The organism is Burkholderia sp. GW821-FHT14F03 (assembly GCF_058803765.1).
In genome coordinates this window covers 76,629-101,810 of record NZ_JBXAPG010000011.1, presented here as the reverse complement: position 1 = coordinate 101,810, position 25,182 = coordinate 76,629, and the positions used below count along the sequence as shown (strand labels likewise).

The following is a 25,182-nucleotide window of genomic DNA, read 5'->3' as shown; positions in this document are numbered from 1 at the left end:
TTTTATGAAACAGTCCGCGCCGCACGAGAATTAAATATTTTTTCGCAGAACCATTAAATAACAACGGCCCCGCGACGACTCCGCCGCGGTTTTCCGCTGATGCGTCACCGCCTGCCGCATGCCCCGTCGTTCCCAAACGTCAGGCTGCACCGCCATTGCGCGCACGACCAGCCGGACATATTCAACCTTCTCCGAGGGAGCTTCAGATGAACCGCGTACGAAACAGTGGCATCGCCCATCCTGCGCCGTTTTTTTCCGATACCGAGGGCCTGGAACGAAAAAAAGAAATCGACCGCTATCTCGACAAGAAAATGGAGGAATGGCGACAAACGGTCCCGTTCGCGTCGCACATGAAGGAAAAGAACATTCACATGGCGTACTACCGCCGCACGCTTATCGAGCACGTCTGGCGCATTCGCCTTTCGCGAGTCAGTCAAGCGAAAGCAATATATAAAATTGCTGAAATCTCGCCGTCCGCCGCGCAGGACTATGCGCACTACCAGGCCGACGAGATGCTGCACGACAAGCTCTATATCCACGATTGCGAGGCGGCCGGGATCTCGATGGAGGAAATCCTCAACACCGAACCCTATCTGTCCACGCGTCTGTTCGAGGGCTTCTTTTACTACACGCTCGAGCACGAGCACCCGATGGCGCCGGTGGTCTCGAACTACCTGGTCGAGTACACGCAGCAGAAGCTCCAGCCCGACATCGTGAAGAACCTGAAGTCGTCGCTCGGGCACGACCTCATCAAGGGCCAGGAAGCGCACCTGACGGTCGATACGCGCGACGACCACTCGATGGAGATGTGGAAGATCCTCAACCAGCTGATCCTGAGCGAGGAGGACTACCAGGCCGTCTTCAAGTACATCGACGACATCCAGTCGATCCTCGCGCTGTTCTTCCGCGAAATCCACGAAGACATGGTCGTGAGGCAATCGGACAAGGCCGCGGCCTGATCCCCGCTCCCCGCTCGGGCGGCCGCGACCGCGGCCGCCTCCTGCCGGAACCCCCACCTTGCTCGTCTGGCGGCTGGCACGCACGCGTTCGCATGCGCGCCGCGCCGCCGATCTCGAATCCAGACAATGGAGATGGTATGTATCTGCGCATCGAACCACTGAGCGAACTCGGCCGCGACATGAAGGTGCCCGCGTCCAAGCCCGAGACGCAGCGGGCCATCCTCGCGGCGACCCTGGCCGACGGCACCTCGATCATCCACAACGATCTGCGCTGCCTCGAAACGGACACCATGAAACGCGCCTGCCGCCAGCTGGGCGCCACGATCGTGGAGGACGGCGACGCGCTGCGCATCGACGGCACGGGCGGCCGCTTCGGCGACGACATGCTCGTCGTGGACGCGAAAGGCTCGGGCCTCGTGTTCCGCACGATGATGGCGCTGAGCAGCATGCGCGGCGTGCCGACGATCCTGACGGGCGACGCCACCTTGCGCCGGCGCGTGATGACGCCGCTGTTCGATGCGTTGCATACGCTCGGCGCCAGCTTCTCGTATCTCGCCGACGAAACGAAGGCGCCCGTGATCAACTGGGGCCGCACGCTGCAAGGCGGCAGCGTCACGATTCCGGGCGAGATCAGCTCGCAGTTCATCACCGCGGTGCTGATGGCCGCGCCGCTCGCGAAGCAGCCGATCACGCTGCGCGTCACGCCGCCCGTGCTGTCGCAGTCGTACATCGCGCAAACGCTCGACACGCTGCGCATGGCCGGCATCCGCGCCGAGGCCGGCGCGGACTTCACGTCGTATCGCGTCGCGCCGGGTCGCTACACGCGCTTTCAGACCCGCATCAATGCCGACTTCACCTCGCTGTCCTACCTGCTGATGGCGTGCGCGATCTTCCCGGGCGCCTATCGCCTGCACGGCCTCGACCCGGAAACGCTGCAGGGCGAGCAGCTGTTCATCGACATCGTGCAGGCGCTCGGCGTGAAGATCGCCTACCTGCCGGAGCGCGTGATGAGCGTCGACAGCACGGGCATCGACTTCGACGGCCAGTTCGCGTTCGACGTCAGCAACGGGCCGAACATCATCCCGACGCTGGTGGCGCTGAGCCTGTTCGTCACGGGCCGCTTCGCGATCACGGGCGGGTCGGTCACGCGCTTTCACAAGTCGTCGCGCATCGAGGCGATGGTCGAGGAAGCGCGCAAGCTCGGCGCGGACATCACGATCACGCGCGCGCCGGGCGGCCATGTCGACGGCTTCGTGACCCGCGGCCGCGCCCGCTACGAGGGCGGCGTCACGCTGTCGAGCCACGGCGATCACCGCAACTTCATGTCGCTGTTCGTCGCGGCCCTGCGCTGCGACAAACCCTGCAACCTCGACGGATACGAGGACATCGTGTGCTCGTTCCCCGACTTCATCGAGCAGTTCACCCGGCTCGGCGTGCGCAGCGCCGCGACCGAACGCCACTACGCGGAAGCCAACGACGAGTAACCATGTCCCACACGCCCCTCTCTTCCCGCCCGCCCTTCCCCCGGGCCCACAAGCTCACGGAGGCTTTCTTGACACACCTATGCTACGAAGAATTGCACGACGTGAAGGGCGCGGCGCCGTTTGGCCGTTATGCCTCGGGAGAGATCGCCGTCGCGCTGGCGACGCCCCTGCCCGACACGGACAGCGAGCGCCCGCTGGCGGAGGATGCGCGGCAGGCCGCGCTGAAGCTGTCGAATCGCCAGTTGCAGATCCTCATCTGCATCATCGAGGGTTGCCAGAACAAAGTCATCGCGAACCGTCTCGGCATTGAAATCGCGACCGTCAAGATGCACGTCGGCGTGCTGTTCAAGAAGCTCGGCGTCTCGAACCGCACCTCGGCGGCCGTGCGCGGCATGGACCTGATGCGCGACGTCGCGCGCGCGCACTCGCTGGGCTGACGCAGGATCGGTCGACGCCATCCCCCTGCGATGCGCGCGGGACTCCGGTCCCGCGCGCATTTTTTTCCGGCGTTCCGCCTCACGCGCTCGCGCCCGCGCCCGCCACCGCGGCGGCCACGGCGGGCATCACGCGTTCGTCGAAGATATCCGGCACGATCCGCGTCGGCCCGAGCGTGCGCGGATCGACGAGGCCCGCGATCGCATGGACGGCCGCCACCTTCATCGCATCGGTGAAGCGCCGCGCGCCGCTGTCGAGCACGCCCCGATACAGGCCCGGATAGGCGAGCCCGCCGTCGATCTGGTTCGGCAGATCGCTGCGTCCCGTCGCAACCAGCGCCCCGGTGCCCGCGAGCGCCGCGGGCAGGATCTCCGGATCCGGATTCGCGAGCGCGAACACGATCGGGTCGCGCGCCATCCGCCGCACGTCGTCGACGCTGATCACGCCGGGACCGGACACGCCGAGGAAGACATCCGCGCCGGCGATCACCTCGGCGAGCGAGCCGGTTTCCTGCCCGGCGTTGGTGTGCTGCGCGAACCAGGCCTTCGACGCGTTGAGATCGTCGCGCCCGCGATGCAGCGCGCCCGTCCGGTCGCAGGCGATCAGACGCCGCACCCCGAGCTTCAGGAACAGCTTCGCCGAGCCGGTGCCCGCCGCGCCCGCGCCGACCATCACCACCTTGATGTCCTCGATGCGCTTGTCCACCAGCTTCAACGCATTGAGCAGCGCGGCCCCCGCGGAAATCGCCGTGGCGTGCTGGTCGTCGTGCAGCACCGGAATGTCGAGCGCCGCCTGCAGGCGCGCCTCGATCTCGAAGCAGCGCGGCGCCGAGATGTCCTCGAGCATGATCGCGCCGAACGTCGGGGCGATGCGGCGCACCGTGTCGACGATGTCGTCGGGGTCGCTCGCGTCGAGACAGATCGGCACCGCGTCGAGATCGGCGAAGCGCCGGAAGATCAGCGACTTGCCCTCCATCACGGGCAGCGCCGCGAGCGGGCCCACGTTGCCGATGCCCGACACCGCCGAGCCGTCGGTCACGATCGCCACGGTGTGCTGGCGGATCGTGTAGCGCCAGACCAGTTCCGGGTCGCGGTGGATCGCCGCCGCGACGCGCGCGAACCCCGGGGTGTAGACGCGCGACAGGTCGTCGCGCGATTCGATGCGCACCTTGCTGACGATTCCCAGCTTGCCGCCGAGGTGGTCGGCGAAGGCGGGATGCGAAAGATCGTTCATCGTCGGATCCGAATGAGAGGAGTGGAAGAACAAAGAAAAAAGCGGCGGGCGGGCGCGGGGCCCGCCCGCCGCGCGCCGCTTCAGCGATAGGCGATGTGGAAGCACTGCTCCGATTCGGCCTCGATCGCGGCCACCGCGTCGGGCAAGGTCGCGCGCTCGACTTCCCACAGCGCGTCCATCACGCAGATCGCCCGGTCGGAATCGTCGAGCGTATCGCCGGCTTTCGCGTGCAGCTTGAGCACGGCGGGCTCGCGATCGGCCGCCGCATAGCGGATCGCCTCGATGGTCCTGCCGCGCGCGCCGTACTTGCTGACGAACACCGTCCCGCGTCGCGCGCTGCCGAGGCTCAGGTCGTGCAGCTGGCTGATCGAATCGACTTCGGCGTCGAGCGCCGCGCGCGCCTCGGGCGTGCGCGCGAGCAGGGTGCGCAGCCACAACGACAGCAGCGACACGCCGGTCGCGCGCTCGGTGCTCGCATGAATCAGGCTGCCGCCCATGCGCGGATTGACCTCGATGATTTCCCAGCGGCGCCGCGCCTGCCAGTACTTCATCTCGACGTGAAACGCCCCCTGCCGCAAGCCGAGCTGCGCAAGACACGCGCACACGAAATCCGCGCCCTCGCGCAGCGTGGCTTCCGGCAGCGACGTGGGCGGCGTGATCGACATGCTTTCGAGGGTCGTGCGCGCCTGGCGCTCGACGCGCGCCTTCTCGTGAATGCAGACGACGCGCGGCGTCTCGGCCGCGATGATCTCGTAGCTGAACTCCGGCCCGTCGACATATTCCTCGACGACGAAATCGTACTTGCCCATGAAGATCGCGGACAGCTTGCGATCGCTGACCATCTGCTGCTGCATGGCGACCAGGTCGTCGAGCGCATCCGCGTCTTCGAGGATGAAGCACGCGAACGACGCCGCGCCGCGCACGGGCTTCACGAACCAGCGGCTGGCCGGATCGAGCGCGCCGCGCCAGCGCGCGTCCCCGGCGGGAACCAGCATGCCGCGCACCTCGCTCAGGCCGGCCTCGCGCAGCGCGCTGCGGCAGCGATGCTTGTCCAGCGTCAGCGCGAGCGCGTCGACGGGCGCGTCCGGTGCGCCGAGCGCGGCATTGATTCCGGCCATGAACACGCGATAGCCCTCGAAGGTCGCGAGCGCGGCGACGATCTCGACGCCGCGCGCCTGCAGCGCGCGCACGCCCGCCTCGACGTCCGCCTGGGTCAGGTCGAAGCCGTCCGCCACCTCGTAGTCGTCCAGCAGCGTTTCGTTCTTGCGGAACACCTCGGGATCGCCCGGCCGCGAGCTGACGGCGACGAGCGCCAGCCCGCGCGCCGCGACGAACGCGCGCACCTCCTGCGTGAACGAGTTGCCCTGGTGCATGAGCAACAGCACCGCCTGCGTCATGACTGGGCCTCCTCGACCGAGGCGAACTCGGGCAGCGTCTTCTGATAGGCCACGAGCGCGTCGACCAGCACGCCCGCGCCCTCGCGGCACGGGTCCACGACGGGCAGCCCGGTCTCCTCGCTCAAGCGGCCGATCGCCTCGCGATACTCGGCGTCGTCAAAGCCCGCGCTGTTGACGCTGATCGCGACGACCTTGGCCGGACGCTCGAACACGGTCAGGGCTTCGTTCAGCTGGATCAGTTCCGGCAACGGCCGGATCGGGGTCTCCCAGACCTTGGTGCGCTCGAGGCCCAGCCGGTGGCAGAAGATCAGCGCGTGGGGCAGCCCGCCGTGCAGCAACGCGAGCGCGATACCACTCGCGCCGATGTGGTTGAGCGACCCCTGCCCTTCGAGCACCACCCATTCGTTGCCGGGCGCCGCCTCCATCACGACCTTCTCGGCCGCGCCGGCGACGAAGTCGCTCGGGATGCAGTCGACGACGACGCCCGTGCCCGAGATCAGCAGGCCGGTTTGCCCCGTCGCGCCGAAGCCGGTGCGAATGCCGCGCCGGCGTGCCTCGAGCACGACTTCGAGCGCGGTGGTCTTCTTGCCGATGTTCGAATCGCTGCCGCAGGTATGCGAGACGAACACGGGCAGATCGAGCACGCGTGCCTTGTTGAGTTCGAGCGGCACGGGTTCCTTGGTTTCCCAGATCGTGACGCCCGCCCGATCCGCGGCGGCGGCAAGCTCGGGATCCGAGCGCAGGCGGAAGTGGATGCAGTTGATCACATGCAGGCCGCCCGAGATGGCCCGCAGGATCGGGGCCTTCCAACCGGGGGGCAATTGGGCCGAATGGAGCCCCTTGCCGATCAGCATCACCTCGGGGCCGAACGCCATGGCCGTCTCGACATCCTTGACGATGGGAATATCGCCGCCGTAGCCGATCACGTCCTCGACGCGCTTGCCCGCCTGCGTGCTGTCGATCACCGCGAGGCAGTTCTCGCCGCGATAGCGCAGGAAGGAGGCGGCCACCTTGCTGGTGAACAGGCCGAAGCAGCCTTCGGCGAAAACGATGCATTTCTTGTCGAGCAGTTGCGCATGCGTGAGCGTTGCCATATTCGTTCTCCGTCTGGGTGGGAATCGTTGAGTCGGCGCGACGCGTCACGCCGCGCGGGTGGTGAGGACGTATTGCCTGCTGATCGCTTCGAGCGCGCGCGCGACCTGTCGGTCGTCGTCGCCCTCGACGAGAAAACGGCCGCCTTGCAGGTGCGTATAACCGCCGCGCGTATCGGCCAGCAGTTGCCCCTCGCTCGGAATCCATTCGCGGTAGAGCCCGGCGACCTGCCCGAGCAGCGACGTGGCGGACACCACCTGGCGCGGCAGCGGTCGGGGACGCGGCACCGTGATCCAGCCGCCGCTCGCCCGCCGCGCAATGGACGGCACCACCGGCCGCTCGTCGAGCAGCACGGCGACCCACTGCGCGAACAGGTTAACGCCGAACGCACGCTCGATCACGTACGGGACGTCGGCGCCCGGAACGCGCGCACCGACTTCGAGAAACACCAGTTCGCCGTCGCGATGGAACAGTTCCAGGTGGAACGCCGAGCGGCGCAGCCCGAGCGCGCGCAGGCAGAGATCGGCGAAAGCCTTGCTGCTGCGCGCGAGCGGCGAGTCGCCGAGGATGAACGAGCCGAGCGGCGTGCCCGACTCGAAGGCGAGGCAGTTCGAGATGTACTGGCTGACACAGGCGAAGGCGATCTCGCCGTTGTCGAGCACGATGCCGTCGACATGCAGGACGTCGCCCTCGATGAACTCCTCGATCTCGTGACCGGGCAGCGCGTGATCCGCGAGGAACGGCTCCAGCTCCGCCGCCGAGCCGATCTTGTATACGCCCTTGCTCGATGCGCCGCGCACCGGCTTCAGGATGAGCGGAAAGCCAAGCGCCTCGGCGTGCCGACGCACCTGTTGCGCTTCGCCGCACGCGAACCAGCGCGGCACGCGCAGGCCGGCCGCATCGAGCGCGGCCTTCATCTCGGTCTTGTCGCGAAAGCGGCTCACTTCCTCCGGCGTATGGCCCGCGATCGCGAAATCGCGCCGCAGCTGCGCGGCGGCATCGAGCAGGTATTCCGAGAACGCCAGCACCTGCGTGAACGGACCGTGGCGGGTCGCGAGCGCCTGCGCCGCGCGCCGAACCGCGTCGAGGTCGTCGAAATCGGCGACCCGCTGCAGTCGCCCGTCGATCGCTTCCGCATCGAGCCCGATGGCGCCTTCGTCGTCGCACAGATAGCTGACCGTGCAGGTGGACGGCAGGATCTCCCGATAGCGGCACAGCTCGTGATCCCATGCCGGGCCGATCTGCGCCTGCGGCCAGCGGTTCAGCACCAGCACGTGCGGTTTCATCGTATTCCTCCGCGTGGCGGGTGGCGATCAGGCGTGCGTGGCATAACCGCTCGACTGTTCGTGCAGCCCGTCCTTGCGCACATGCTCGCCCTGCTGCAGCGCGAACAGCGAGTTGAACGCTTTCTCCGTGATGGGCAGCGGAATCCGCCCGCCTTCCACCGTCGCATACATCTGCCGCTGGCCGCGCAGCAGGTAGGCGTCGGGTTCGTTGTGCGCGGCGTGGGGACCGAAGTAGATCGGCACGGAATCGGCCGCGCGATACGCGGGAATGAAGACGCGGCGATAGCGCTCGGAGTGGTTCGGATCCGACCGGTGCAGGACCTTGCAATGCAGGAACACGGCGGTGCCCGCGCGACCCGCGATCGCCACCTCCTCGTAGCCGTCGGGCAAGATGGCGGGATCGACCTTGCCGCGGAAATAGCCGTCGGTCGTGTGGTCGTACATCGCGGCCCGATGCGAGCCCGCGAGCACACGCAGGCAGCCGTTGCCTTCGTCGGCGTCGTCGAGGTAGATCAGGCACGCGACGAGCTTGGTATTGGTGTGCGGGTAGTACGAGAAATCCTGGTGCCATTCGACGGGCGAGCCGATCCTTGGTCCCTTCATGTTGAGCTTGCTGTGATGGAACACGATGTCGGGGCCGATCAACGATTCCATCGCATCGAGGACGCGCGGATCTTCGTGCACGCGCCGAAACACCGCGTGCCGCTTCGACGGCTGCCAGATCCGCCGGATGATGGCGGCATCGGCGGGTTCCAGTTCGGCGACGTCGCGCACGTTGGCCGCCGAATCGATGATGTGCGTCACGGCCGCATCCATTTCCGCCACGACGTCGACATCGAACAGATCGGGCACGACAAGGAAACCGGATTGCTGGAAGCGCGCGACGTCTTCCTTCGACAAGTGATGAGACATCTCTTCCCCTCTTGAGCTGGTACCGGATTCGCGCATGCAGAACGCGCGGGTAGTTGACGCGAATCCATGCTAGCGAGCGACGATGCCGCTGGGCAGATGGACGAAGGTATGTATCGCGGCGAGCGAGGCGGCGCTCAGGTTGACATGTATGGGAGACGCAGCGGTGTTCGCGCTGTGCGCATCATGCGCGGGGACGCGTGCGCGAGGAGGTCGGCGATGCGTGCTGCGTGTCGTGCGCTTGCCGAGGCATCGACGGATGCGAGCGCGCTTGCTGCAATGCGTGATGCCTGACGTTTGAGTCTGGGCTGTGAGCAACCGGTGTCGATCGAGTGTCGGCGCAAATAGGTTCCCATGAACGGTAACCTTTCGAACTCGGGAAGCGAGAACGTCCCGGCCTCTTCCCATAACTGTCTACGTATGTCGTGGTTCAAGCGGGGTTCGCTTGCTTCGTGACGATTTCGATGGATCGCGGGATGCCGAACAGACGATCGACGAATGGGACGTTGCGTGTCTCGCGCGAGGAAATCAAGCTGCCGGTGATCGGAGGGTAGTGGTTTATGGGTCGGGTCTTTTTGACGGACACGCACGTGTGTTTACATCTTTATAAGGGCACGTTTACTTCTTTAACTACCTTTAGCCGGATCAAAGACTTGGCAGGCAAGGCTTTGCGAGGTGTTCGGTACCCATTTATGGGACCCTGGGTGGAAGGATGTGGGGTGTTGGGTCTGTGGATTTGGGAGATTGGGTAGCAAACCGTGGGGAAACAGGTCTGTGGATATGGGATAGACGTACCCGGTTATGGGATAGACGATGCCGCAAACCACAGGTACCCGGTTATGGGAGCCCTTGAGGGTAGCTGTTTATGGGAGCTTTTTCAGGGGGATGTTTATGGGGGCACAAACTCATGCCCACCTGAGGGTAGCCGCCTATGGGAGCTTTCCAGGGTGGATGTCTATGGGAGCGCGTAAATTTCCAATTCGGACGAGCGCCGGTGTGCTGTCCGCGAGCGTCTTGTGCACCGGTAGGGGTCAGTCGCAAGGTAACCTTTTATGGGAGTGTGAAAAGGTTCCTGTTTATGGGGAATCGAGTCCGTGCGGATTCGAGGCGGGGAGCACGAAAGGTAGCCGTTTATGAGTTCCTTTTCAGGTAGCCGTTTATGGGGCTTTTTTGAGAGACTGCTGCACGGCATCACAAAAATGATGCCCGACGAATGATTCGGCGGTTTCACCCCCATGAAAGGCTACCTTTCGGGGCGGTTCAGGGGAGCCGGAAAGGCCTGGAACGCCCAAAGGTAGCGGGTTTTGGGATGGCGCCTGGCCAAAAGGTAGAGGGTTATGGGGCATGGCATCCGAGGGGCCGGCAAAAAAACTTCTTTTCAGTCGACCAGTTAGCTCGGATTGTGCAAGTGGCGCGCGAGGATGGTCGTTGCCGCGGGCGGTGAAAAGGTATAAAGTCCGCCTTGAATAAGGTTACCTTGCCTGGATACTCCATGCCGCGAAAGCCCGCAAGCAAAGGCTCTGACAAACAGGTCTCGCTGTTCCAAACTCCCGAGCCTCCAGACTTGCTGCGCAAGGCGGTGCAGGCGATTCACATCGCGCCGAAGTCCGGCAAGATCGGCTTGCAGCAACGCAAGATGTTCAGCTCGCTGATCAAGAACGCGCTTCGCCAGGAAGCCTTCGAGCCCGGACGCACCAGCTTCTCGATCTCGATCGCGGCGCTCTCGCACGAGAGCGGGCTGAACAGCAACAACACCAAGTACGTGAAGGACACGGTGAATTCGCTGATCAGCACCGTCGTCAACTGGGACTATCTTGCCGCGGACCGTTCGACGGTCTGGAAGGCGTCCGGCCTGCTCGCCGGTGCGGAGCTGGAGCAATCGGTCCTCAAGTACAGCTTCTCCGACCAGATCCGCAGCGAACTGCTGAACCCGGAAATCTACGCGCTGATCGACATGCGTATCGCCCGCGAATTTCGGCGTTCGCATTCGCTCGCGCTGTGGGAAAACACGGTGCGCTACGAAGGCATCGGCATCACCGCGAAGATTCCGCTGCCGAAGTTTCGCGACCTGATCCTGGGCCAGGACAAGGCGTCGCAGTCGTACAAGGAATACAAGCTCTTCAAGAGTAAGGTCCTGGTGCCCTGCATCCAGGAAGTCAACGAGGTCTCCGACCATACGCTCGAACTGATCGAACACAAGTCCGGGCGCAGCGTCGAGGCCGTCCAGTTCAAGGTCCTGCGCAAGCCGAGCGCCGACACGGTGGAAGAAGGCGACGTCAAGAACGAGGCGCTGATCGACGAAGTGGCGAAGCTCGGCATTCCGCGCTCGGAGGCGCGCCGGCTGATCACGCAGTACGGCGTGCAGCGGATCAAGGCGGCGCTCGCCTATACGCTCAATCGCACGACGAAGAAAAATGCGGCGCCGCTCGACAATGTCGGGGCCTATTTCCGCAAGGCGCTTTCCCACGGCTACACGCTGGCCGAGGGGCAGGCGCCGGAAGCCGCGGCGCCCGCGAAGCAAAATGCGCAGAGCAAGCAGGAGCAGATCCGCGACAAGTATCTCGCCGCCAAGATCGACGAGGCCGGCGCGTATTTCCGTGAACTCGAGATCGACGACCAGACCACGCTCATCGACCGCTACAACGAGACGGTCGTGGGATCGAAGGATTTGACGCTGTCGCCGAAGAAGAAGGCGAGCAAGCTGGCGCAGACGAGCTTCTTCCGCTGGCTCGCGCTCGATACCTGGGGCGAACCCACTTCCGACGACCTGCTGGAGTTCTTGCTGCGCAGCAGTCTTGCTGCCAGCTGAGCGCAAAAAGCCCGTGGCCCGCAGTTCGGTCTGCTCGCTCTCCGCAACCCTGCCTGCCCGATTCTAAAAAGCAAAACCCCACGCTCCGAAAAGCGTGGGGTTTGTCAGCAGCCTGAGACCTCGCGATGCGAGGTCTTTTGTCATGGGCGCCGGGCGTTCAGCGTTCGCTGGTGACGCGTCCGGCGACGTAGGCGTCGATGACTGCCTTGAGCTGGTCGGCGAGCGCTTCCTGATCCGCGGCGGCCACGTCCTTCAACTGCAGGTCGAGGCGTCCGTCGGGATAGGTCTTCAATTGGCCGATGGCGCGCGCATCGATCGCGAAGTCATGACGGACGCTGTAGCGCGTGCGTCCCGCCTTCGGATTTCCTTCGTTCTGCGTACGGAGGAAATTCTCGAGATCGCGGACGGACTTCTTGCGCTCGATCACGGCGGACAGCAGGCGATCGGCGGTGGGCTCGCCGAGGCGCTCGAAGATCAGCTTCAGAAAGTAAGCCGCCTGCAGACCGATGCTGTCGTTCGCGGCAGCCATCCGCTCGAGGATCGGTGCGGGCAGCGCATTGAGCGACAAGGTCTTGCTGATCGAGGCCTTGTCCTTGCCGATCTTCTCCGCGAGCGTGTTCTGATCCGGGAAGACCTTTTCGTCGAGCAGGCGCTTCCAGGCCACTGCGTCGTCGAAGATCGTCTGGCGTTCGTGATCGTGGTTGGCGCGGTAGGCGATCGTGTAGAGCTGTTCCGGTGTGTGGTCCGAGCGGAACGTGGCGTTGATGTATTCGTCGCCGTTGATGCTCGTGGCGCGCAGGCGGCGCTGGCCGTCGATCACGACGAGCTTGCCCGGGAATTCCGGCAGCCGGGTCACCTTGATCGGCTCGATCTGCCCTTCCCGCTTCAGCGTGAGCGCCAGCTCGTGCAGGCTCGCCTCGGAATAGAAGACGCGCGGATTGAACGGATTCGGGATGCAGTCCTTCAGCGCCACGCGCTGCGGTGCGTCGAGATCCGACGGGGCCGTGCCGGGCTCAACCGGCTGAGGCGCAGGCGCGGCCGGCATGTGGACGACGGGGCGCTGCGCCGGCGCGTCGGGCAGGCGGGTTGCCAGCGCGGCGTTTTCCTGCGCCAGGCCGCGCAACAGGCCGGCTGCCAGATGGAGGTTGCCGGTAGGCTTCTTGTCTTTCGAGGCGTCCTTAGCCATGAGCTGCTCCGGTTGCGCGCGTGGAGGCGATGTACTGGGCCATTTCGGTGACCAGTTTTTCGATTTCTGCGCGGGCTTCCTTGAGCCCTTTCATGTATCGGTTGTGATGATGGATGGTCGTGCCGAGGGCGAAGGTTTGCCGATAGACCTCCCGCTGCGCGATCTGGCTTTCGAGCAGATGCTCCCCTATTTCCTCTGCCCTAAGAATTTTTAGAATTTCTTCGCGCATTTTTGTTTTTCCATTGACGCTATTGAGCATCAGTGCGGAGGACAGCTGAGGATTGCGGACGGCGCGCATCGATTCGATCATCCGGATCATCGCGACGGTGCTGTAGAGATCCGCTGGCGATGGCGAGAGCGGCACCAGGCAGAAGTCGGCGACTTCGAGCACGGAGGCAATACGGGGATCTTCGAGGTTGCCCGGGCAGTCGACGACGATGACGTCGAAGTGGGCATCCTGCTTCTTGATTTCCGCGCCGATGCCTCGGCCGGCCGGGGCCAGGGAGAGGACGGTCATCGGCAAGGTGTTCTCGCCGCTGGTGACCCAGCGCACGGAGGTGCCCTGGGGGTCGGCGTCGATCAGGGCGACTTTGTTGCCGCCGGCTTCGAACGCGGCGGCGATATTGACCGAGAGGGTTGTCTTGCCCGTCCCGCCTTTCTGGTTGCTCACGGCGATCTTGAATGCCATTAAATTCCCCAATGAGTTTTGCGTAATATATTCAATTGCTAGAGAAAAGTCCAACAGAATGGTGTTTTATAGGAATAGCCGTATGGCAGTGTTGTCACGTGACAAACGGATGTGCGATGGGCGGCACGGCGGAGACATTCGTCGTGCGCTGGATAGCTCGACTAAAGCATGTTTATCTTCGCGAGCGAATCTTGAGTCGTGCGATGAGACTAGATTGAACTTGGATTGCCCCTATCGAGATTTCCCTTTCATCTGATCAACGCTCCGCTCACGTCTGGGCAGATGCAAGTGGTTTTTAGCAAGCTTGCGTGTGCGTGGTTGGGTTGTCACGTAACAACCCAACATTGAGATGCTTCGGAAGACGGGAACTCGGCTGAACTCAGCTTGTGGTTTTTTATTCTTTCGACTTGGCTGGCGTTAGCCGCGGGTTGTTACGTGACAACCGTGCTGCGGCGATGGCGCATGGGCGCTGGAACGGCGAGCGGATTGAAGGCGTTTAAGTGAGCAGTATTTTTTGGCGATGGCGTCATCGATCGTCAATCAGGAGATGCGAAGCGATCGGTATTGGCATGCAGCGTCCAAGTATCGTGGCTCGTCGTGGAGATTAGTTCGTTATTCGGCTAGATGAACGGTGACCGACTGTAATGCGGGAGGGCGAAACGGCTCGGTGGATTGCGGAGATGGGAGGGGCTGATGATGCGGCCCTTATTATTGTTGGCGCCGATGGCATGCAATGGGCGGTGTCGCTGTCCGGAGCATTTTGTTCGGAAACATTCGAAGGCGCTTCGATTGGCGATGCTCCAGTCTACACACATGCGATTTCGCGGCTGATGAAGAGGAATGTGCGTGGACGAGGCATTTTCGTGAAACATTCTCGGAAGAATGGAGTGGGCGCATAAAGCCTTGCTGGAGGGGGTTTGGGGAGGGAGTCGAAGGAATTGTTTCACGCTGACAGCCTGTCACGCAGGTAAAAATGGGGGCGTATATGAAACCGTTGCCCAGCCAGGCGGGCGGAGCGCTACAAAAGTGCCGAACGTATTGATTGATACGTATATCGTAATGTTCAAAACAAATCGGTGGGCAAATCCCTCAGCGCAGGCGCGTGTCAATTGATCCGGTTGTCACGTGACAACCGCGCCTCGCTACGGAGACGGTCTTGCCGAGATCGATTCGCGAGACGGCTGGGTATCCATTTGATGTCACAAGAGATCAGTGCCTCGGTGTGGCGAATTCCCGAACTGCCGGCTGCACCTGTGATTGGCCTGAGTTGGGTCGTCTATCCCACGCGAGACGCCATGCCCGCCGCGCCTCCTCCACTCGACAGCATCAGGCAACATGCTTCCTTCAGTCGATCCACTTCTGGCATTGCCGCAGGCTCATGCCGGTAAGCCGACAAAGATGCGGATGGAAAGGCGACCTGCGCATCCGCATCGGCTCGGCCAAGTCATCGACCTGCAACCCTCGATGTAATAAGCGCGGAGCCGGCCGATCGCACGGGCGGTGTGGTTCTTTGCGTGTCGACCATTCGATTTTCCGGAGTCGCTTGGCGACATCGGCAGTGGCACCGTGACGGCGCAAGGCGATTCGCAACTAGCCAGGATCTGACGCCGGACAATGATTGGCCGACGTCCCCGGTTATCTCCGATTAATCCTTCACTTCCGATGTTTCCGGACGATGGTGCTCAGGCCATAATCGCCGAACCAGATCTCGCGACGCCCCGTAGGTAAAACAACTATCGATCTTGAGCGGTTTGCCGCTTCCATCCTGCGCATGGATGGCGCGAGTGCGCAGCAATACCGTGGTTTGAATGGCGGTGCTCGCGAGTGGGCCGAGTAACTCCTTCAAATGCGTGCAGGTATCGCAATTCGGCAGCCGCTTGCGAATCTCGCTGTTCCAGCCCGCGCCGATGCGCAAGCCGACAAGCGCCTGCAGGGTGGCTCCCCCTCCCGGGCATTGCGCATAGGGATGGGCATGGACGAAGGTGTCAACGGCACGCACGATCATGGTTGCCGGATCGAATACCAGCGAAACGCCGAGATCGTGGACCGCCGTCTGAGCGGGAATCTCCCGATCGCCGCCGGGCGGTACGAAGTCATGGGTTTTCCGGTCGATCAGATGCGCACGTACTTCGTACAGACCATCGCTGCGTCGATAGCCTTGAAGATCGATCTGGCGGTGATGCAGCGGTTCGCGCTCGACGTCGCCCTGTGGGTTCGGAAGCGGGGTACTCATCGCGTTACTCCATTGGATCGAGCAAGTTCATCGATTGTCTCGGTCGGGCATGACGTCCGAGATTGCGGCTTTCGATCCGGGCCAAACACGAGCGAACGTCACCCCGTGCTGCGAGCTCACCATCACGTCGTCCACGACAATGAGCAAAGCCGGGAGCAGCGGCAGCGTCACCCCTAAATCCGCATCATGATCCAATCAACGCAGATCAACGTAATTCAGCGCCTGGGGTGTGATGCCCGGAAAACCGATTAGGTTTATCTTTAATCGCAACGCATTCAATCAATACAAGGCAAGTTTCCTGTGGCGATTGTTCCGTACTTTAAAAGCCACGCGCCATGCCTGCCCGATGGAACGGGGCGCAGGAAGTAGGTCGTCGCTATCCGTAAACGGACTCAAGGTGCGCGCAGCCGGCAAGTTCGGTCGATCACCACCGGACGCCTGCCACTTCATCCCCTTTCACGTCGTGCGCGCATGATTGCGCGAGCGCCTTGCGCACGCGCCGATGATAAAATCCCGCAGCCGAAAATAGAGTGGCAGGTTGGTATCTCCTGCACCCATGACGGGGTTCTATGTGCCACGGCGTCGACCTTGCTTTGACCAGGTGAGGGGGCGCATCGTGACCGCGTTGCCGCTGACCCTCCATACCGAGGTCTGTCAATGCGCAGCAACGCGAACGAGCCGTCCTTCAAGACCGGCGCGGTATTCCGTGACTTGAGCTTGTGCCGGGAAGAGCTGGCCGCTCTGCTTAGAGACGGCGGCGAAGCGCCGACCTTCGATCATTGCACCTTCGACGACCAGGATCTCTCCAGCCTGGATTTTCACGCAGCCCGCTTCAGCCACTGCTCCTTCACCCATACGCTTCTCGAACGCTGCGGCCTGGCCGGCAGCCGCTGGCTTGCCTGCATGGGCGCCAGGGCAAAATTCCGCTACGCGGATTTGACGGACGCCCGCTTTTGCCGCGGCGACCTGAACAATACCGATTGGACCGGCGCGCAGCTCGCGTCGGCCATTTTCACCGAAGTGAAGCTGACGGGTGCGCGTCTCGTCGGCGCGTGGACATTGGGGCTCGGCATCCATGATTCGCTGTCGTCGCGGCGGATCTGCGCGGCATGCCGTTTCGCAAGCAGACGCCCGAGGCGTTGAATTTCTCCGGCGCGGACCTGTCGGAATGCGATTTTCGCGATGCCGTGTTCGAAGGGGGCAGCCTGCGGAATGCACGCCTGCGTGACAGCCGGTTTGACGGCGCGGACCTGAGATCCGTAGATCTGAGCGGGCTGAGGCTGGCCGATGTGTCGAAGCACCTGAAAGGGACGATTCTGTCCGTCGACCAAGCCGTCGCGCTGGTGGGCGATTGCGGCGTGAGGGTCATGTAACTTGGCAGTGGCATGCGCCAGGCGACCGATTCCAAGCAAGTTCGGCGAAGTGTCGGCTGCTGGGCTGCATGTCGTTCCGGCTTACCGGCTTACCGTCTCGGTGCGGGTTTCCGAGCGACCGTTATTCCATCCGGCATGCGATCGATGAATCAGTAATCCGAAGCAATTATTTCACCCGGGCAGCAAGGCGGGCTTTCGACGGCTCGCTTTGCTTGCCCGCATCATGCTGAAGTTGCCCGCTCCGGCCAGACGAAGAGCGGTCGGGGGGCGCATCCGACGCGTTCCCTCCACAAGGATTTCACCGAGGGGGCCCGCGTGCTGATCCCCGGGATCGGATATCCACGCCGTCGCACCAGCAAACACGCCGCCTCCCGTGGCCCTTCAACCGTCGAAGGGCCACGACCGTCACGTCACGACGTTTACTGCGCCGCGCCCTTGAGCAACAGCCGCGCGCGAGCCGAGGGCGTCGGGCAAGCGTTGCAACCGCATGCCGACGTCCCGGCCGGCGCGGCGGGCGGTTGATTGGTCCACTGGCCGTTCCATCCGCCCTGCGCCGCGCAAACCGTCGGGCAAACCGCCTGCGCGCTCCGATAGTTGGGGATGGACTGCGCGGTATCGATGTCGCAGCCGCATGCGTAGCTGGATTGCGCCTGTTGCTGAATCGCCGGGCTCATCGACGCAAGCCAGTTGCGGGCCTGCGCGTCGAGCTTGAACATCACCGGCTCGCTCGCATCGAGCAGCGCGTTCATCTTGCCGTAGAGCGGGTAGCGGCGCGCCAGCGTCGCGAGGACGCTGCGGCGCGCGGCGAACAGATACTGCGGCACGGCGCTGGCGTCGGGGCCGATGCTGGCCAGCATCGTCGACGAGGCGGCGATCACGTTGGCCAGCTGCACGGCCAGCGTGCGCGTGCCGCGCAGGTTCGTCGACGTGTTGACGCCGATGACATCCGCATAGAACAGCGGCGGCTGGTCGCGGTCGGACAAGGGCATGAACTTGAAGTCGATATTCTGCCGAGCCTGCTCGCTCATCGCCGACATCGACTCCGAGTAGGCGATCACGGCGCGCCCCTCGCCGTCGCTGAACCAGACGGACCGGTCGTATTGGCCGGGCAGGCTCGTCGTCGCGTTCTTGAAACTGGCCATCGCGAGCAGTGCGCGCATGTTCGCGATGGCGTCGTGATTCAGGTCGCCCGGGCTCCAGGGCAGCGGCAGCGGATATGCGCCGTTCTGGCTGTGCACCGCGTCGAGATAGAGCGCGCTGTTGGTGGTGCGCCCCGACATGTCGACCATCAGCCCGCGCTTGTCCGGCGGCACCGTGCTCGTGTACGTGCATTGCTGCAATGCCGAGTGCACCTGCGTGAGCGTCTTGGCGGCGGCCAGCGCCGCGTCGTCCTTCCGGTAGAACAGCATGTTCGCGCAGCCCAGTTGCGGGAGGCTGTAGTAGCGGTCCCCGACCTTCACGCCGTTGATCGCGTAGGGCACGTAGTCGTCGATGTTCTGGACCTCCGCGGCCGCGAGCGGCTCCAGCCAGTTCCGGCTCCGGAAGTAGTCGAAGAAGATCGCGTCGTAGACGTAGACATCGGCGTTCGCGGGCGGGTCGTTCGTGTAGCCGCCGTCCCAGTCATCCGGACTGACGAATTGCAGCGCGACGCCGGGCTGCACTTTCTTCCATTCCGTCTCGATCGCCTTCTGGAACTGGGCGACGCGCGGGACCCACGGGTACAGCGCGACCGTCAAGGATTGAGGCGCGGCGGCGTCGGCGAACGCCTGCGGCAGGGTGACGAGCCAGCATCCGAGCAGCAGCATGACGCGGCATAGCAATCGATACATGATGAATTTCCTTGGTTGATGTGCCGTGGGCGATGACGCGGGCGCGCGCGATACGTCAGCGCCACAGCGCGTGAAAGTGGTGGGTCGGTCCGTGGCCGCGTCCCACGTCCAGCCGCCACGCCTCGGCCAGCGCGCCGTTCAGATAGTCCTTCGCGCGCCGTACGCTGTCCTGCATCGGGTGATGGGGAAGCAGCGCGGTGATCGCGGCCGACAGCGTGCATCCGGTGCCGTGGTCGTTCAGGGTGGCGATGCGCGGCGCGTCCAGCGCGATGGTCGTCTCCGGAACGAACAGCAGATCGGTGCTGACCTCGCCGCGCAGATGCCCGCCCTTCAGGAGCACCCACTGCGGACCGAGCGCGTGCAACGCGCGCAGCGCGTCATGCATCGCCTCCAGGGAGTCCGGCGCGGCGCGTCCGAGCAGCACGCCCGCTTCCGGCAGGTTCGGGGTGATCAGCGTAGCGATCGGGACGAGCCGCTCCCGGAGCGCCGCCGCCGCATCGGGCGAGAGCAGGCGGTCGCCGCTCTTGGCGACCATCACCGGATCCAACACGATCGTCCCGACCCGATGACGAATGAGCGCCGCGGCCACCGCCTCGACGATCTCCGCGGTGGCGAGCATGCCGATCTTCACCGCGTGTACGGTCACGTCGTCGAATACGGCGTCGATCTGGTCGGCGACGAAGGCGGGGTCGAGCGCGTGAAACCCCCGGACGCCGACCGTGTTCTGCGCGACCACGGCGGTGATCACCGACATGCCGTAGGCGCCCAGCGCGGAAAATGCCTTGAGGTCGGCCTGGATTCCGGCGCCGCCCGTCGGGTCGGTGCCGGCAATGGTCAGCACGTTGGCGATCCTGCCGGCGTCGCCGCCGGATTCGGCATCGGTTGCGCGCGCAGCCATCGCCGCCGCGTCGGATATCGCGTGCGTCATCGCCGTCAGCCGCGCGGTTTCGAGGCCTGGAACAGCACGAAGGGCGCATGGCCGCCGAGGTCGTCCGCGGCGGTGTCGGCGTTGCCCGCAGGCTGCGCATCGGCCACGTTCAGTTCCCTCGCTTCGTCGATCGCGAAGCCGGCCGAGATCAGCACGTCGCGATACGTGGGCGTGTCCCAGTGGGTGTCGATGATCTCGAAGGTCCCGTGCCCCGGCACGTCGAGGAAGACGGGGCGCGCGTCGCCGTCGGCATACGCGATGCCCGGATGCCCGTTGCGGAACGTCGGGTAGCGCACGCCCGTCGTGCGCGGATTCGTGTCGAGCACGTAGAAGCGGCCGCCCGGCTTCAGCACGCGGAACACGTCGGCCGCGATGCGGCCGAGTTCCGCCCGGTCCGGCACGTTGATGAACAGGAAGCAGCAGATCGCGGCATCGAAGCCGGCGTCGGCAAACGGCAGCGTGCCGCTGCGGATGTGGACATAGCGCAGCGTGTCGTCGCTGCCCGCGGCCGTGGCTTTCTCGATCATCGTGGGAGCGATGTCGACGCCCGTCACGCGCGCGATGCCGGCGGCCTTCAGCCGCCGCGACACCTTGCCGCCGCCGCAACCGTAGTCGAGCACGCTGATCGCGCCGCCCTGTGCGGCCTTGATCGCGGCGATCAGCGGTTGATAGCCGAAGCGGGCCTCGACGCGATCGTCGTAGGCATCGAACAGCCGCGAGACCTGGTCTTCCGTCCAATCGGTATTCATGGTGTATGCCTGCTTATTGAAGTGTGGTCAGGGCGATGCCCCAGCGATTGAGCACGTAGTCGCGATGGAGCGGGTGGAGGAGGTTCAGCGCCTCGTCCGCGACGGGCGCGCCGGCCTGGATCTGCCGATAGATCCAGAACAGGCACAGCACGTCGCGCCAGTACGCATCGAGGCCGATGTCCTGCAGCGCGTCGAGCGATACGCGCCCGGCGCGAATCCGTGCTTCGTGCTCCAGGACCCGCTGGATGGTGGCGGGCCCGCAACCGGCCGGCATGCGGGGCGGCTCGGCCGTGGTGACGGTCGACTCGGGCTGCAGCAGCAAGGCCTCGACCTGCGACAGGTTCTGGTCGTAGACATGGATCGAACCCACGTGGTGGGAATAGGCGCCGAGCGCGCAGCCGATCGCCGACGCGAGGTATTCCTGCAGGAACGTGAAGGAAAAGACGTCGTTCAGCAAGCCGACGTACGCATCGTTCGCGCGCATGAACGCCACCATGTTGAGGCGGCCGTCCCGCAGCAGCAGCTGCAGGCCCAGCGTGCAGGAGACATCGATGTTGCGCCGGTAGAGATCTTCGTGCGCATCGAAGATCTGCAGGACGACGCGCTTGCTCTCGGCGTCGTCGCGTTTCAGGATGTCGATCGCGCGCTCGATCTGGTCGAGCCCGTCGGCGCCGAAGTGCCGTAGCCGCGCGCCGTAGCCGGTGCCCGGTAGCGTCTTGCCGTCCGGGCTGTAGCGCGCCATCGAGGGTGCGTAGTATTCGATGAACGCGAGATCGTTCCGGCCCGACAGGTACCACAGCGCCTCCGCGTAATTGAAGACGATGTTTTGCTTGCGCGCGGCATGCTGGCAGAAGCGCGCGCGCGGATTGTCGATCCGCGCGCCGTAGCCGATGATTTCACGCTCCGCCTGCCCCCTGGGGGCATTCAGGTACTCGTACGCGGTACACACATCCCTGAGCGCGGCGAGATAGAGCGCATGGAGGTTCGGGAAGCGTGGCTGCATGTCAGTGCCTGGCCTGGAGGCGTTCGATGGCCGCCTCGACCGTCGTCGGGTCGACATAGTCGTCGCGGTATTCGACGCGCTCGATCCGGGTTACTTCATCGAGGCCGCGCACGAGGTAGGCGTATTCCTGGTCCGCCTCGAGCAGCAGCACGATTGACTTGCCGAGCGCGGACGCCCAGCCCAGCTCGATGTGCGTGCCCGGCGACGCAGGCGCGCCGGGGAACGCGACGAAGTAATCGCACAGGCTGATCTGCTCGAAGTCGGTGCGGGTGCAGACGGCCGGCGTCATGAATTCGCGGCCCCATTTCTCGCGACGATGCGCGCAATGCACGTCCCAGCCCTGCTGCTCGAAATGCGCGATCACGCGGTCGAACAGCTTGATGCGCGCCTCGGACATCGTGCCCGTTCGCGGATCCACCCATGATTTGAAGGGGCCGCCCAGGAACATTCGCTTCATTGCTGATGCCTCTCTCGATTGGAATGATTGATTGCATGCGCGCGCAAGGCCACCCGCTCGACATGGTCGGCCAGCACGCCCGGAAATTCGCGGATGCCGTCGGGCACCCGCACCCACTGGCACCCGGCCGCATCGTCGCCGGGCCGGAGCGCGCCGCCGACGTAGCGGCACAGCAGGGCGATCAGCACGAAGTGGTGATGGCGGCCGGACGGGTCGAACTCGCGTACTTCGACGACGTCGACCAGCTCGCCTGCTTCCGCGCGCACGCCGGTTTCCTCCATCAACTCCCGCAGGACGGCATCGTGCAGGCTTTCGCCCGGCTCGACCGAGCCGCCCGGAAATCCCCAGCTGTCTTTCTGGGGTTCGTTCCTGCGCTGGACCAGGATCAGCTCGTCGCCGCGAAACGTGATGGCGATCACCGCCACGCGCGGCCGTGCGAAAGGCGGGCGCGCATCGGCGCCGGATTGGTCAACCATAGGTGCTTACTCCACAGAGCGCCGCGGGCGCGCCGCTCAGGTTCGTTCCGGGTGCGGAAAGCGGATGAACCATCAACGGGCCGCCGCACACGCAGCATGAGCCGCGGCCGCATTGTTCAATGCGCCGTCATGCCGGATCTACATCGGGATCGTGTGTCGACTACTAGAATTGTCAGTATTTTTTAAGGTAACACAATAATCTTTGATGAGTCTAATCCTCTCGATCCAATCGGTTGTGGTATATGTTCCGTCATGCCGAAATCAACGGCATTTCGATAATAAGATTGATAAGAAAATGATGTAGGGCGAAGGCGGACGATTGTTTGACGGATAACCCACATGCCAGGAGACGCGCCGCATGAATACCTGATAGACATGACAGCTCTCGATCGCACCCGGAAGGCCGCTGCGGGCCGGCGAGCCGCCGCGCGTCGCGCAGGCCGGATGCCGCGAATCGCGCGCCGGGCGAACCCCTCGCTTCTGAAGTCCATTTCGCCCGAGTCGCCGGCTCGAATAAATGGCGATCTATTGCTCCCTATATAAAACTGCAGCCTTGTGGAGAGGCATTCTCAAATACAAGAGAGGTCGATCATGCATGCAAGCGTCGTGGGAATATCCGAGAAATACGAATCACAACGGTATACGGATCCGCATAATATTCTCCGTTCCGAAATTATCTATGGAGATGGATTTCAGAGTCCCGGCGGGCTGGCCGGATTCAAGGCGATGCTGGCCGACAGGATGGCGCTCCGGCCGGGCATGCGTCTGCTCGACATCGGTTCCGGCCTCGGCGGCGCCGCGTTCTATCTGGCCGCCCGCCACGATGTCGAGGTCGTGGCGCTCGATACCGCGCACCGCATGACCGAGTTGTCCGTGATCCGCCAGGCCGCGCTGGATCCGCGGCGGCGCGTGCGTTTCATCCACGGCGACGTCCATGTGGGCAGTCTCGACGCGGAACGGTTCGACATCATCTATTCGCGCGATGCGCTCATGTATGAACCCGACAAGCCGGGCCTGTTCGCGCGATGCCATGCCTTGCTCGCGCCGGGCGGCGGGCTGTTCATCTCGGACTTCTGCCGGAACGGCACGTCGTCCGAATTCGATACCTACACCGCCGCGAGCGGCTACGACCTGAAATCGATCGACGCGTACGCGCGCATCATCGCGGCGGCCGGCTTCCGGCTCGTGGAGCACGGCGACGTGAGCCGGGTGGCCGAAGCGCAGCTCGTCGATGATCTTCAGCACTATCAAGCGAGGCGGGCCGTGGGCGACCCCTCGATCGACGAAGCCGACGCCGAGCACATCGTCGAGCGCTGGCAGCGGAAGATCCGCTACATGCAATCGGGATGGCTGACGCAAGGCGTGTTCGCGGCCGAGAAAGTCTGACCCGGCGCCGGGTCGCGGTTCTTCCAGGAGATTCGTCATGCTGACCTCGCATCATCGGCACCTCCAGATCGATTGGCAGGACGGCCGTGCTGGCCGGTATCACTGGGTATGGCTGCGTCAGGCCTGCCGATGCGATCGTTGCTTCAACAACTACTGTCATCAGCGGCACTTCGATCCGAGCGTCGTACCGGCCGACATCCAGCCGACGAGCGTCGCGACGGATCACGTCGGCCTGCGCATCGTCTGGCGGGACGGGCACGTCAGCACGTATGCGCTGGACTGGCTGCGGGACCGGGACTACGGCGAGCACGCGGCGCCCGTCCCGTCGGACGAACGCCCCGCGTGGCGGCGCTGGCCCGACGGCGCGCCCGCCTCGATGCGCTTCGACCTGGGCGATGCGCTCGACAGCGACGCGGTGCTGCAGCGCGCGCTGCAGCACCTGTTCGAATACGGGATCGTCGTGCTGAAGGCGGATTCCGCCGCGCCGGGCGCGGAATTCGGCGGCGTGTGCCGTCAACTGGCCGGATTTCTCGACCGTTCGTACTTCGGCGAGTTCTTCGATCTCGAGGTGAAGGCGGACGAGGAAACCGACAGCGTGTCGTTCAGCACGAAGGCGCTGCCGTTGCATACGGACATTCCGTATTGCTCGCCGCCGCCCGACTACCAGTTCCTGTACGGCCTCGATGTCAGCCCGCGATGCGCGCTGGACAACATCGGCAACACGCGCTTCGTCGACGGCTACACGATCGCGTCGGAGTTGCGGGAAGCGACGCCCGCCGCGTTCGAAAAGCTGGCGAACACGCCGGTGTTGTATCGCGCGGAGTATCCGAAGGCGCGCAAGGTGTACGAGCACCGCACGCCGATCATTCGCCTCACGCCGGCGGGGGCGATCGAACGCCTGATCAACAACCCGACGAAGATGTTCTTCGACGGCGTCGGCTTCGACGACATGCTGCCGTTCTTCGACGCGTATCAGGCGCTGAAAACCCGGCTCGTCGACACGACGAAGGCGTATACGCATGCGTGGTCGCAGGGCGACATGGTGGTGTGGGACAACCGCCGCATCTTCCACGGGCGCGGCGATTTCGGGGCGAGCGGCTTCAAGCGCACGTTGCGCGGCGGCTATTTCCGGGAAGGCGAACTGCGGGCGCGGTCGAGGTTCCTGGCCGCCGAGGCGGCGCGGCGGCCGGTGTATTCGTAACGCACGGGGCGCATGGGCGCGGGCGGCCGCGGAGGGGTCGAGCGAGCGTACGGCTCAGGGCTCAGGGGA

At 64.2% G+C, this 25,182-nt stretch carries 22 protein-coding genes; 8 read left to right on the top strand and 14 right to left on the bottom strand.

Translation table 11 applies throughout. The annotated features are described in order from the left end of the window. The first annotated feature begins 206 nt into the window (after positions 1–206). The 3 genes from AC1RQF_RS09805 (at position 207) to AC1RQF_RS09795 (ending at position 2,880) form a co-directional block, all read left to right on the top strand. Positions 207–959, top strand: coding sequence for an iron-containing redox enzyme family protein (locus tag AC1RQF_RS09805; protein WP_273995260.1), 753 nt, complete (start codon positions 207–209; stop codon positions 957–959). 137 nt (positions 960–1,096) lie between these two features. Next, positions 1,097–2,443 (top strand): 3-phosphoshikimate 1-carboxyvinyltransferase, encoded by a 1,347-nt coding sequence (locus AC1RQF_RS09800; protein WP_273995259.1) that lies wholly within the window; start codon positions 1,097–1,099, stop codon positions 2,441–2,443. Between the two features lie 2 nt (positions 2,444–2,445). Beyond that, positions 2,446–2,880 (top strand): response regulator transcription factor, encoded by a 435-nt coding sequence (locus AC1RQF_RS09795; protein ID WP_273995258.1) that lies wholly within the window; start codon positions 2,446–2,448, stop codon positions 2,878–2,880. Positions 2,881–2,959: 79 nt separating this feature from the next. Here AC1RQF_RS09795 and AC1RQF_RS09790 read toward each other — a convergent pair whose 3' ends face one another. The 5 genes from AC1RQF_RS09790 to AC1RQF_RS09770 all read right to left on the bottom strand — a co-directional run bounded on the left by AC1RQF_RS09790 (position 2,960) and on the right by AC1RQF_RS09770 (position 8,798). Continuing rightward, positions 2,960–4,111: an NAD(P)-dependent malic enzyme gene (locus AC1RQF_RS09790; protein WP_273995257.1), complete on the bottom strand. Its 1,152-nt coding sequence runs from the start codon at positions 4,109–4,111 to the stop codon at positions 2,960–2,962. A gap of 80 nt (positions 4,112–4,191) precedes the next feature. Continuing rightward, a complete protein-coding gene (locus tag AC1RQF_RS09785; RefSeq protein WP_273995256.1) occupies positions 4,192–5,508 on the bottom strand; it encodes an ATP-grasp domain-containing protein in 1,317 nt (438 codons plus the stop codon). Beyond that, on the bottom strand, positions 5,505–6,602 hold the full coding sequence (locus AC1RQF_RS09780) for an N-acetyltransferase DgcN family protein (RefSeq protein ID WP_273995255.1): 1,098 nt from the start codon (positions 6,600–6,602) through the stop codon (positions 5,505–5,507). The genes AC1RQF_RS09785 and AC1RQF_RS09780 overlap by 4 nt, the downstream gene beginning before the upstream one ends. Before the next feature lie 45 nt (positions 6,603–6,647). Then, positions 6,648–7,886 carry an ATP-grasp domain-containing protein gene (locus AC1RQF_RS09775; protein WP_492871904.1) on the bottom strand — a complete coding sequence of 413 codons (1,239 nt, stop codon included), beginning with the start codon at positions 7,884–7,886 and terminating at the stop codon, positions 6,648–6,650. Positions 7,887–7,913: 27 nt separating this feature from the next. Beyond that, entirely contained in the window at positions 7,914–8,798 is an 885-nt protein-coding gene (locus AC1RQF_RS09770) for a phytanoyl-CoA dioxygenase family protein (RefSeq protein ID WP_492871903.1), read from the bottom strand. Between the two features lie 1,489 nt (positions 8,799–10,287). Here AC1RQF_RS09770 and AC1RQF_RS09765 point away from each other — a divergent pair. After that, the gene (locus tag AC1RQF_RS09765; protein ID WP_273995250.1) at positions 10,288–11,604 is read left to right on the top strand and encodes a replication initiation protein; all 1,317 of its coding nucleotides are present in this window, start codon (positions 10,288–10,290) and stop codon (positions 11,602–11,604) included. Positions 11,605–11,761: 157 nt separating this feature from the next. On the opposite strand, the gene AC1RQF_RS09760 is transcribed toward AC1RQF_RS09765, so the two are convergent. The 3 genes from AC1RQF_RS09760 to AC1RQF_RS09750 form a co-directional block, all read right to left on the bottom strand. Further along, complete coding sequence (locus AC1RQF_RS09760; protein WP_273995249.1) at positions 11,762–12,790, bottom strand: ParB/RepB/Spo0J family partition protein; 1,029 nt, start codon at positions 12,788–12,790, stop codon at positions 11,762–11,764. After that, the gene (locus tag AC1RQF_RS09755; RefSeq protein WP_273995248.1) at positions 12,783–13,478 is read right to left on the bottom strand and encodes an AAA family ATPase; all 696 of its coding nucleotides are present in this window, start codon (positions 13,476–13,478) and stop codon (positions 12,783–12,785) included. Before AC1RQF_RS09755 ends, AC1RQF_RS09760 begins: the two co-directional genes overlap by 8 nt. Before the next feature lie 1,645 nt (positions 13,479–15,123). Beyond that, positions 15,124–15,711: a DUF2889 domain-containing protein gene (locus tag AC1RQF_RS09750; protein WP_273995247.1), complete on the bottom strand. Its 588-nt coding sequence runs from the start codon at positions 15,709–15,711 to the stop codon at positions 15,124–15,126. 657 nt (positions 15,712–16,368) lie between these two features. Here AC1RQF_RS09750 and AC1RQF_RS09745 point away from each other — a divergent pair. Further along, positions 16,369–16,854 carry a pentapeptide repeat-containing protein gene (locus tag AC1RQF_RS09745; protein WP_492871902.1) on the top strand — a complete coding sequence of 162 codons (486 nt, stop codon included), beginning with the start codon at positions 16,369–16,371 and terminating at the stop codon, positions 16,852–16,854. Next, on the top strand, positions 16,821–17,084 hold the full coding sequence (locus tag AC1RQF_RS09740) for a pentapeptide repeat-containing protein (protein WP_492871901.1): 264 nt from the start codon (positions 16,821–16,823) through the stop codon (positions 17,082–17,084). The genes AC1RQF_RS09745 and AC1RQF_RS09740 overlap by 34 nt, the downstream gene beginning before the upstream one ends. A 419-nt stretch (positions 17,085–17,503) precedes the next feature. Here the strand turns inward: AC1RQF_RS09740 and bcmE are convergent, their stop codons facing one another. Genes bcmE through AC1RQF_RS09710 form a run of 6 tightly spaced genes read right to left on the bottom strand, consistent with a single transcriptional unit; the run spans position 17,504 to position 22,526 of the window. Then, on the bottom strand, positions 17,504–18,913 hold the full coding sequence (gene bcmE, locus AC1RQF_RS09735) for a thiamine pyridinylase (RefSeq protein WP_273995245.1): 1,410 nt from the start codon (positions 18,911–18,913) through the stop codon (positions 17,504–17,506). Between the two features lie 55 nt (positions 18,914–18,968). Then, on the bottom strand, positions 18,969–19,811 hold the full coding sequence (thiD, locus tag AC1RQF_RS09730) for a bifunctional hydroxymethylpyrimidine kinase/phosphomethylpyrimidine kinase (RefSeq protein ID WP_273995243.1): 843 nt from the start codon (positions 19,809–19,811) through the stop codon (positions 18,969–18,971). A 35-nt stretch (positions 19,812–19,846) separates the two neighbouring features. After that, positions 19,847–20,590, bottom strand: a complete 744-nt coding sequence (locus tag AC1RQF_RS09725; protein ID WP_273995242.1) for a class I SAM-dependent methyltransferase — start codon at positions 20,588–20,590, stop codon at positions 19,847–19,849. A 13-nt stretch (positions 20,591–20,603) separates the two neighbouring features. Continuing rightward, the gene (locus AC1RQF_RS09720; protein ID WP_273995241.1) at positions 20,604–21,593 is read right to left on the bottom strand and encodes a thymidylate synthase; all 990 of its coding nucleotides are present in this window, start codon (positions 21,591–21,593) and stop codon (positions 20,604–20,606) included. A 1-nt stretch (position 21,594) separates the two neighbouring features. Then, the gene (locus tag AC1RQF_RS09715; protein ID WP_273995240.1) at positions 21,595–22,050 is read right to left on the bottom strand and encodes a nucleoside 2-deoxyribosyltransferase; all 456 of its coding nucleotides are present in this window, start codon (positions 22,048–22,050) and stop codon (positions 21,595–21,597) included. Then, complete coding sequence (locus AC1RQF_RS09710) at positions 22,047–22,526, bottom strand: NUDIX hydrolase (protein ID WP_273995239.1); 480 nt, start codon at positions 22,524–22,526, stop codon at positions 22,047–22,049. The genes AC1RQF_RS09715 and AC1RQF_RS09710 overlap by 4 nt, the downstream gene beginning before the upstream one ends. Positions 22,527–23,117: 591 nt before the next feature. Between AC1RQF_RS09710 and AC1RQF_RS09705 the strand changes: the two genes are divergently transcribed. Further along, the gene (locus AC1RQF_RS09705; RefSeq protein WP_337995245.1) at positions 23,118–23,912 is read left to right on the top strand and encodes a methyltransferase domain-containing protein; all 795 of its coding nucleotides are present in this window, start codon (positions 23,118–23,120) and stop codon (positions 23,910–23,912) included. Between the two features lie 37 nt (positions 23,913–23,949). Then, a complete protein-coding gene (locus AC1RQF_RS09700) occupies positions 23,950–25,113 on the top strand; it encodes a TauD/TfdA family dioxygenase (RefSeq protein ID WP_273995237.1) in 1,164 nt (387 codons plus the stop codon). Positions 25,114–25,182 lie beyond the last annotated feature (69 nt).

Coding starts and splice junctions, on each gene's coding strand:
- AC1RQF_RS09805 (WP_273995260.1), top strand. CDS start 207: ATGAACCGCGTACGAAACAGTGGCATCGCCCATCCTGCGCCGTTTTTT.
- AC1RQF_RS09800 (WP_273995259.1), top strand. CDS start 1,097: ATGTATCTGCGCATCGAACCACTGAGCGAACTCGGCCGCGACATGAAG.
- AC1RQF_RS09795 (WP_273995258.1), top strand. CDS start 2,446: ATGTCCCACACGCCCCTCTCTTCCCGCCCGCCCTTCCCCCGGGCCCAC.
- AC1RQF_RS09790 (WP_273995257.1), bottom strand. CDS start 4,111: ATGAACGATCTTTCGCATCCCGCCTTCGCCGACCACCTCGGCGGCAAG.
- AC1RQF_RS09785 (WP_273995256.1), bottom strand. CDS start 5,508: ATGACGCAGGCGGTGCTGTTGCTCATGCACCAGGGCAACTCGTTCACG.
- AC1RQF_RS09780 (WP_273995255.1), bottom strand. CDS start 6,602: ATGGCAACGCTCACGCATGCGCAACTGCTCGACAAGAAATGCATCGTT.
- AC1RQF_RS09775 (WP_492871904.1), bottom strand. CDS start 7,886: ATGAAACCGCACGTGCTGGTGCTGAACCGCTGGCCGCAGGCGCAGATC.
- AC1RQF_RS09770 (WP_492871903.1), bottom strand. CDS start 8,798: ATGTCTCATCACTTGTCGAAGGAAGACGTCGCGCGCTTCCAGCAATCC.
- AC1RQF_RS09765 (WP_273995250.1), top strand. CDS start 10,288: ATGCCGCGAAAGCCCGCAAGCAAAGGCTCTGACAAACAGGTCTCGCTG.
- AC1RQF_RS09760 (WP_273995249.1), bottom strand. CDS start 12,790: ATGGCTAAGGACGCCTCGAAAGACAAGAAGCCTACCGGCAACCTCCAT.
- AC1RQF_RS09755 (WP_273995248.1), bottom strand. CDS start 13,478: ATGGCATTCAAGATCGCCGTGAGCAACCAGAAAGGCGGGACGGGCAAG.
- AC1RQF_RS09750 (WP_273995247.1), bottom strand. CDS start 15,711: ATGAGTACCCCGCTTCCGAACCCACAGGGCGACGTCGAGCGCGAACCG.
- AC1RQF_RS09745 (WP_492871902.1), top strand. CDS start 16,369: ATGCGCAGCAACGCGAACGAGCCGTCCTTCAAGACCGGCGCGGTATTC.
- AC1RQF_RS09740 (WP_492871901.1), top strand. CDS start 16,821: ATGCCGTTTCGCAAGCAGACGCCCGAGGCGTTGAATTTCTCCGGCGCG.
- bcmE (WP_273995245.1), bottom strand. CDS start 18,913: ATGTATCGATTGCTATGCCGCGTCATGCTGCTGCTCGGATGCTGGCTC.
- thiD (WP_273995243.1), bottom strand. CDS start 19,811: ATGGCTGCGCGCGCAACCGATGCCGAATCCGGCGGCGACGCCGGCAGG.
- AC1RQF_RS09725 (WP_273995242.1), bottom strand. CDS start 20,590: ATGAATACCGATTGGACGGAAGACCAGGTCTCGCGGCTGTTCGATGCC.
- AC1RQF_RS09720 (WP_273995241.1), bottom strand. CDS start 21,593: ATGCAGCCACGCTTCCCGAACCTCCATGCGCTCTATCTCGCCGCGCTC.
- AC1RQF_RS09715 (WP_273995240.1), bottom strand. CDS start 22,050: ATGAAGCGAATGTTCCTGGGCGGCCCCTTCAAATCATGGGTGGATCCG.
- AC1RQF_RS09710 (WP_273995239.1), bottom strand. CDS start 22,526: ATGGTTGACCAATCCGGCGCCGATGCGCGCCCGCCTTTCGCACGGCCG.
- AC1RQF_RS09705 (WP_337995245.1), top strand. CDS start 23,118: ATGCATGCAAGCGTCGTGGGAATATCCGAGAAATACGAATCACAACGG.
- AC1RQF_RS09700 (WP_273995237.1), top strand. CDS start 23,950: ATGCTGACCTCGCATCATCGGCACCTCCAGATCGATTGGCAGGACGGC.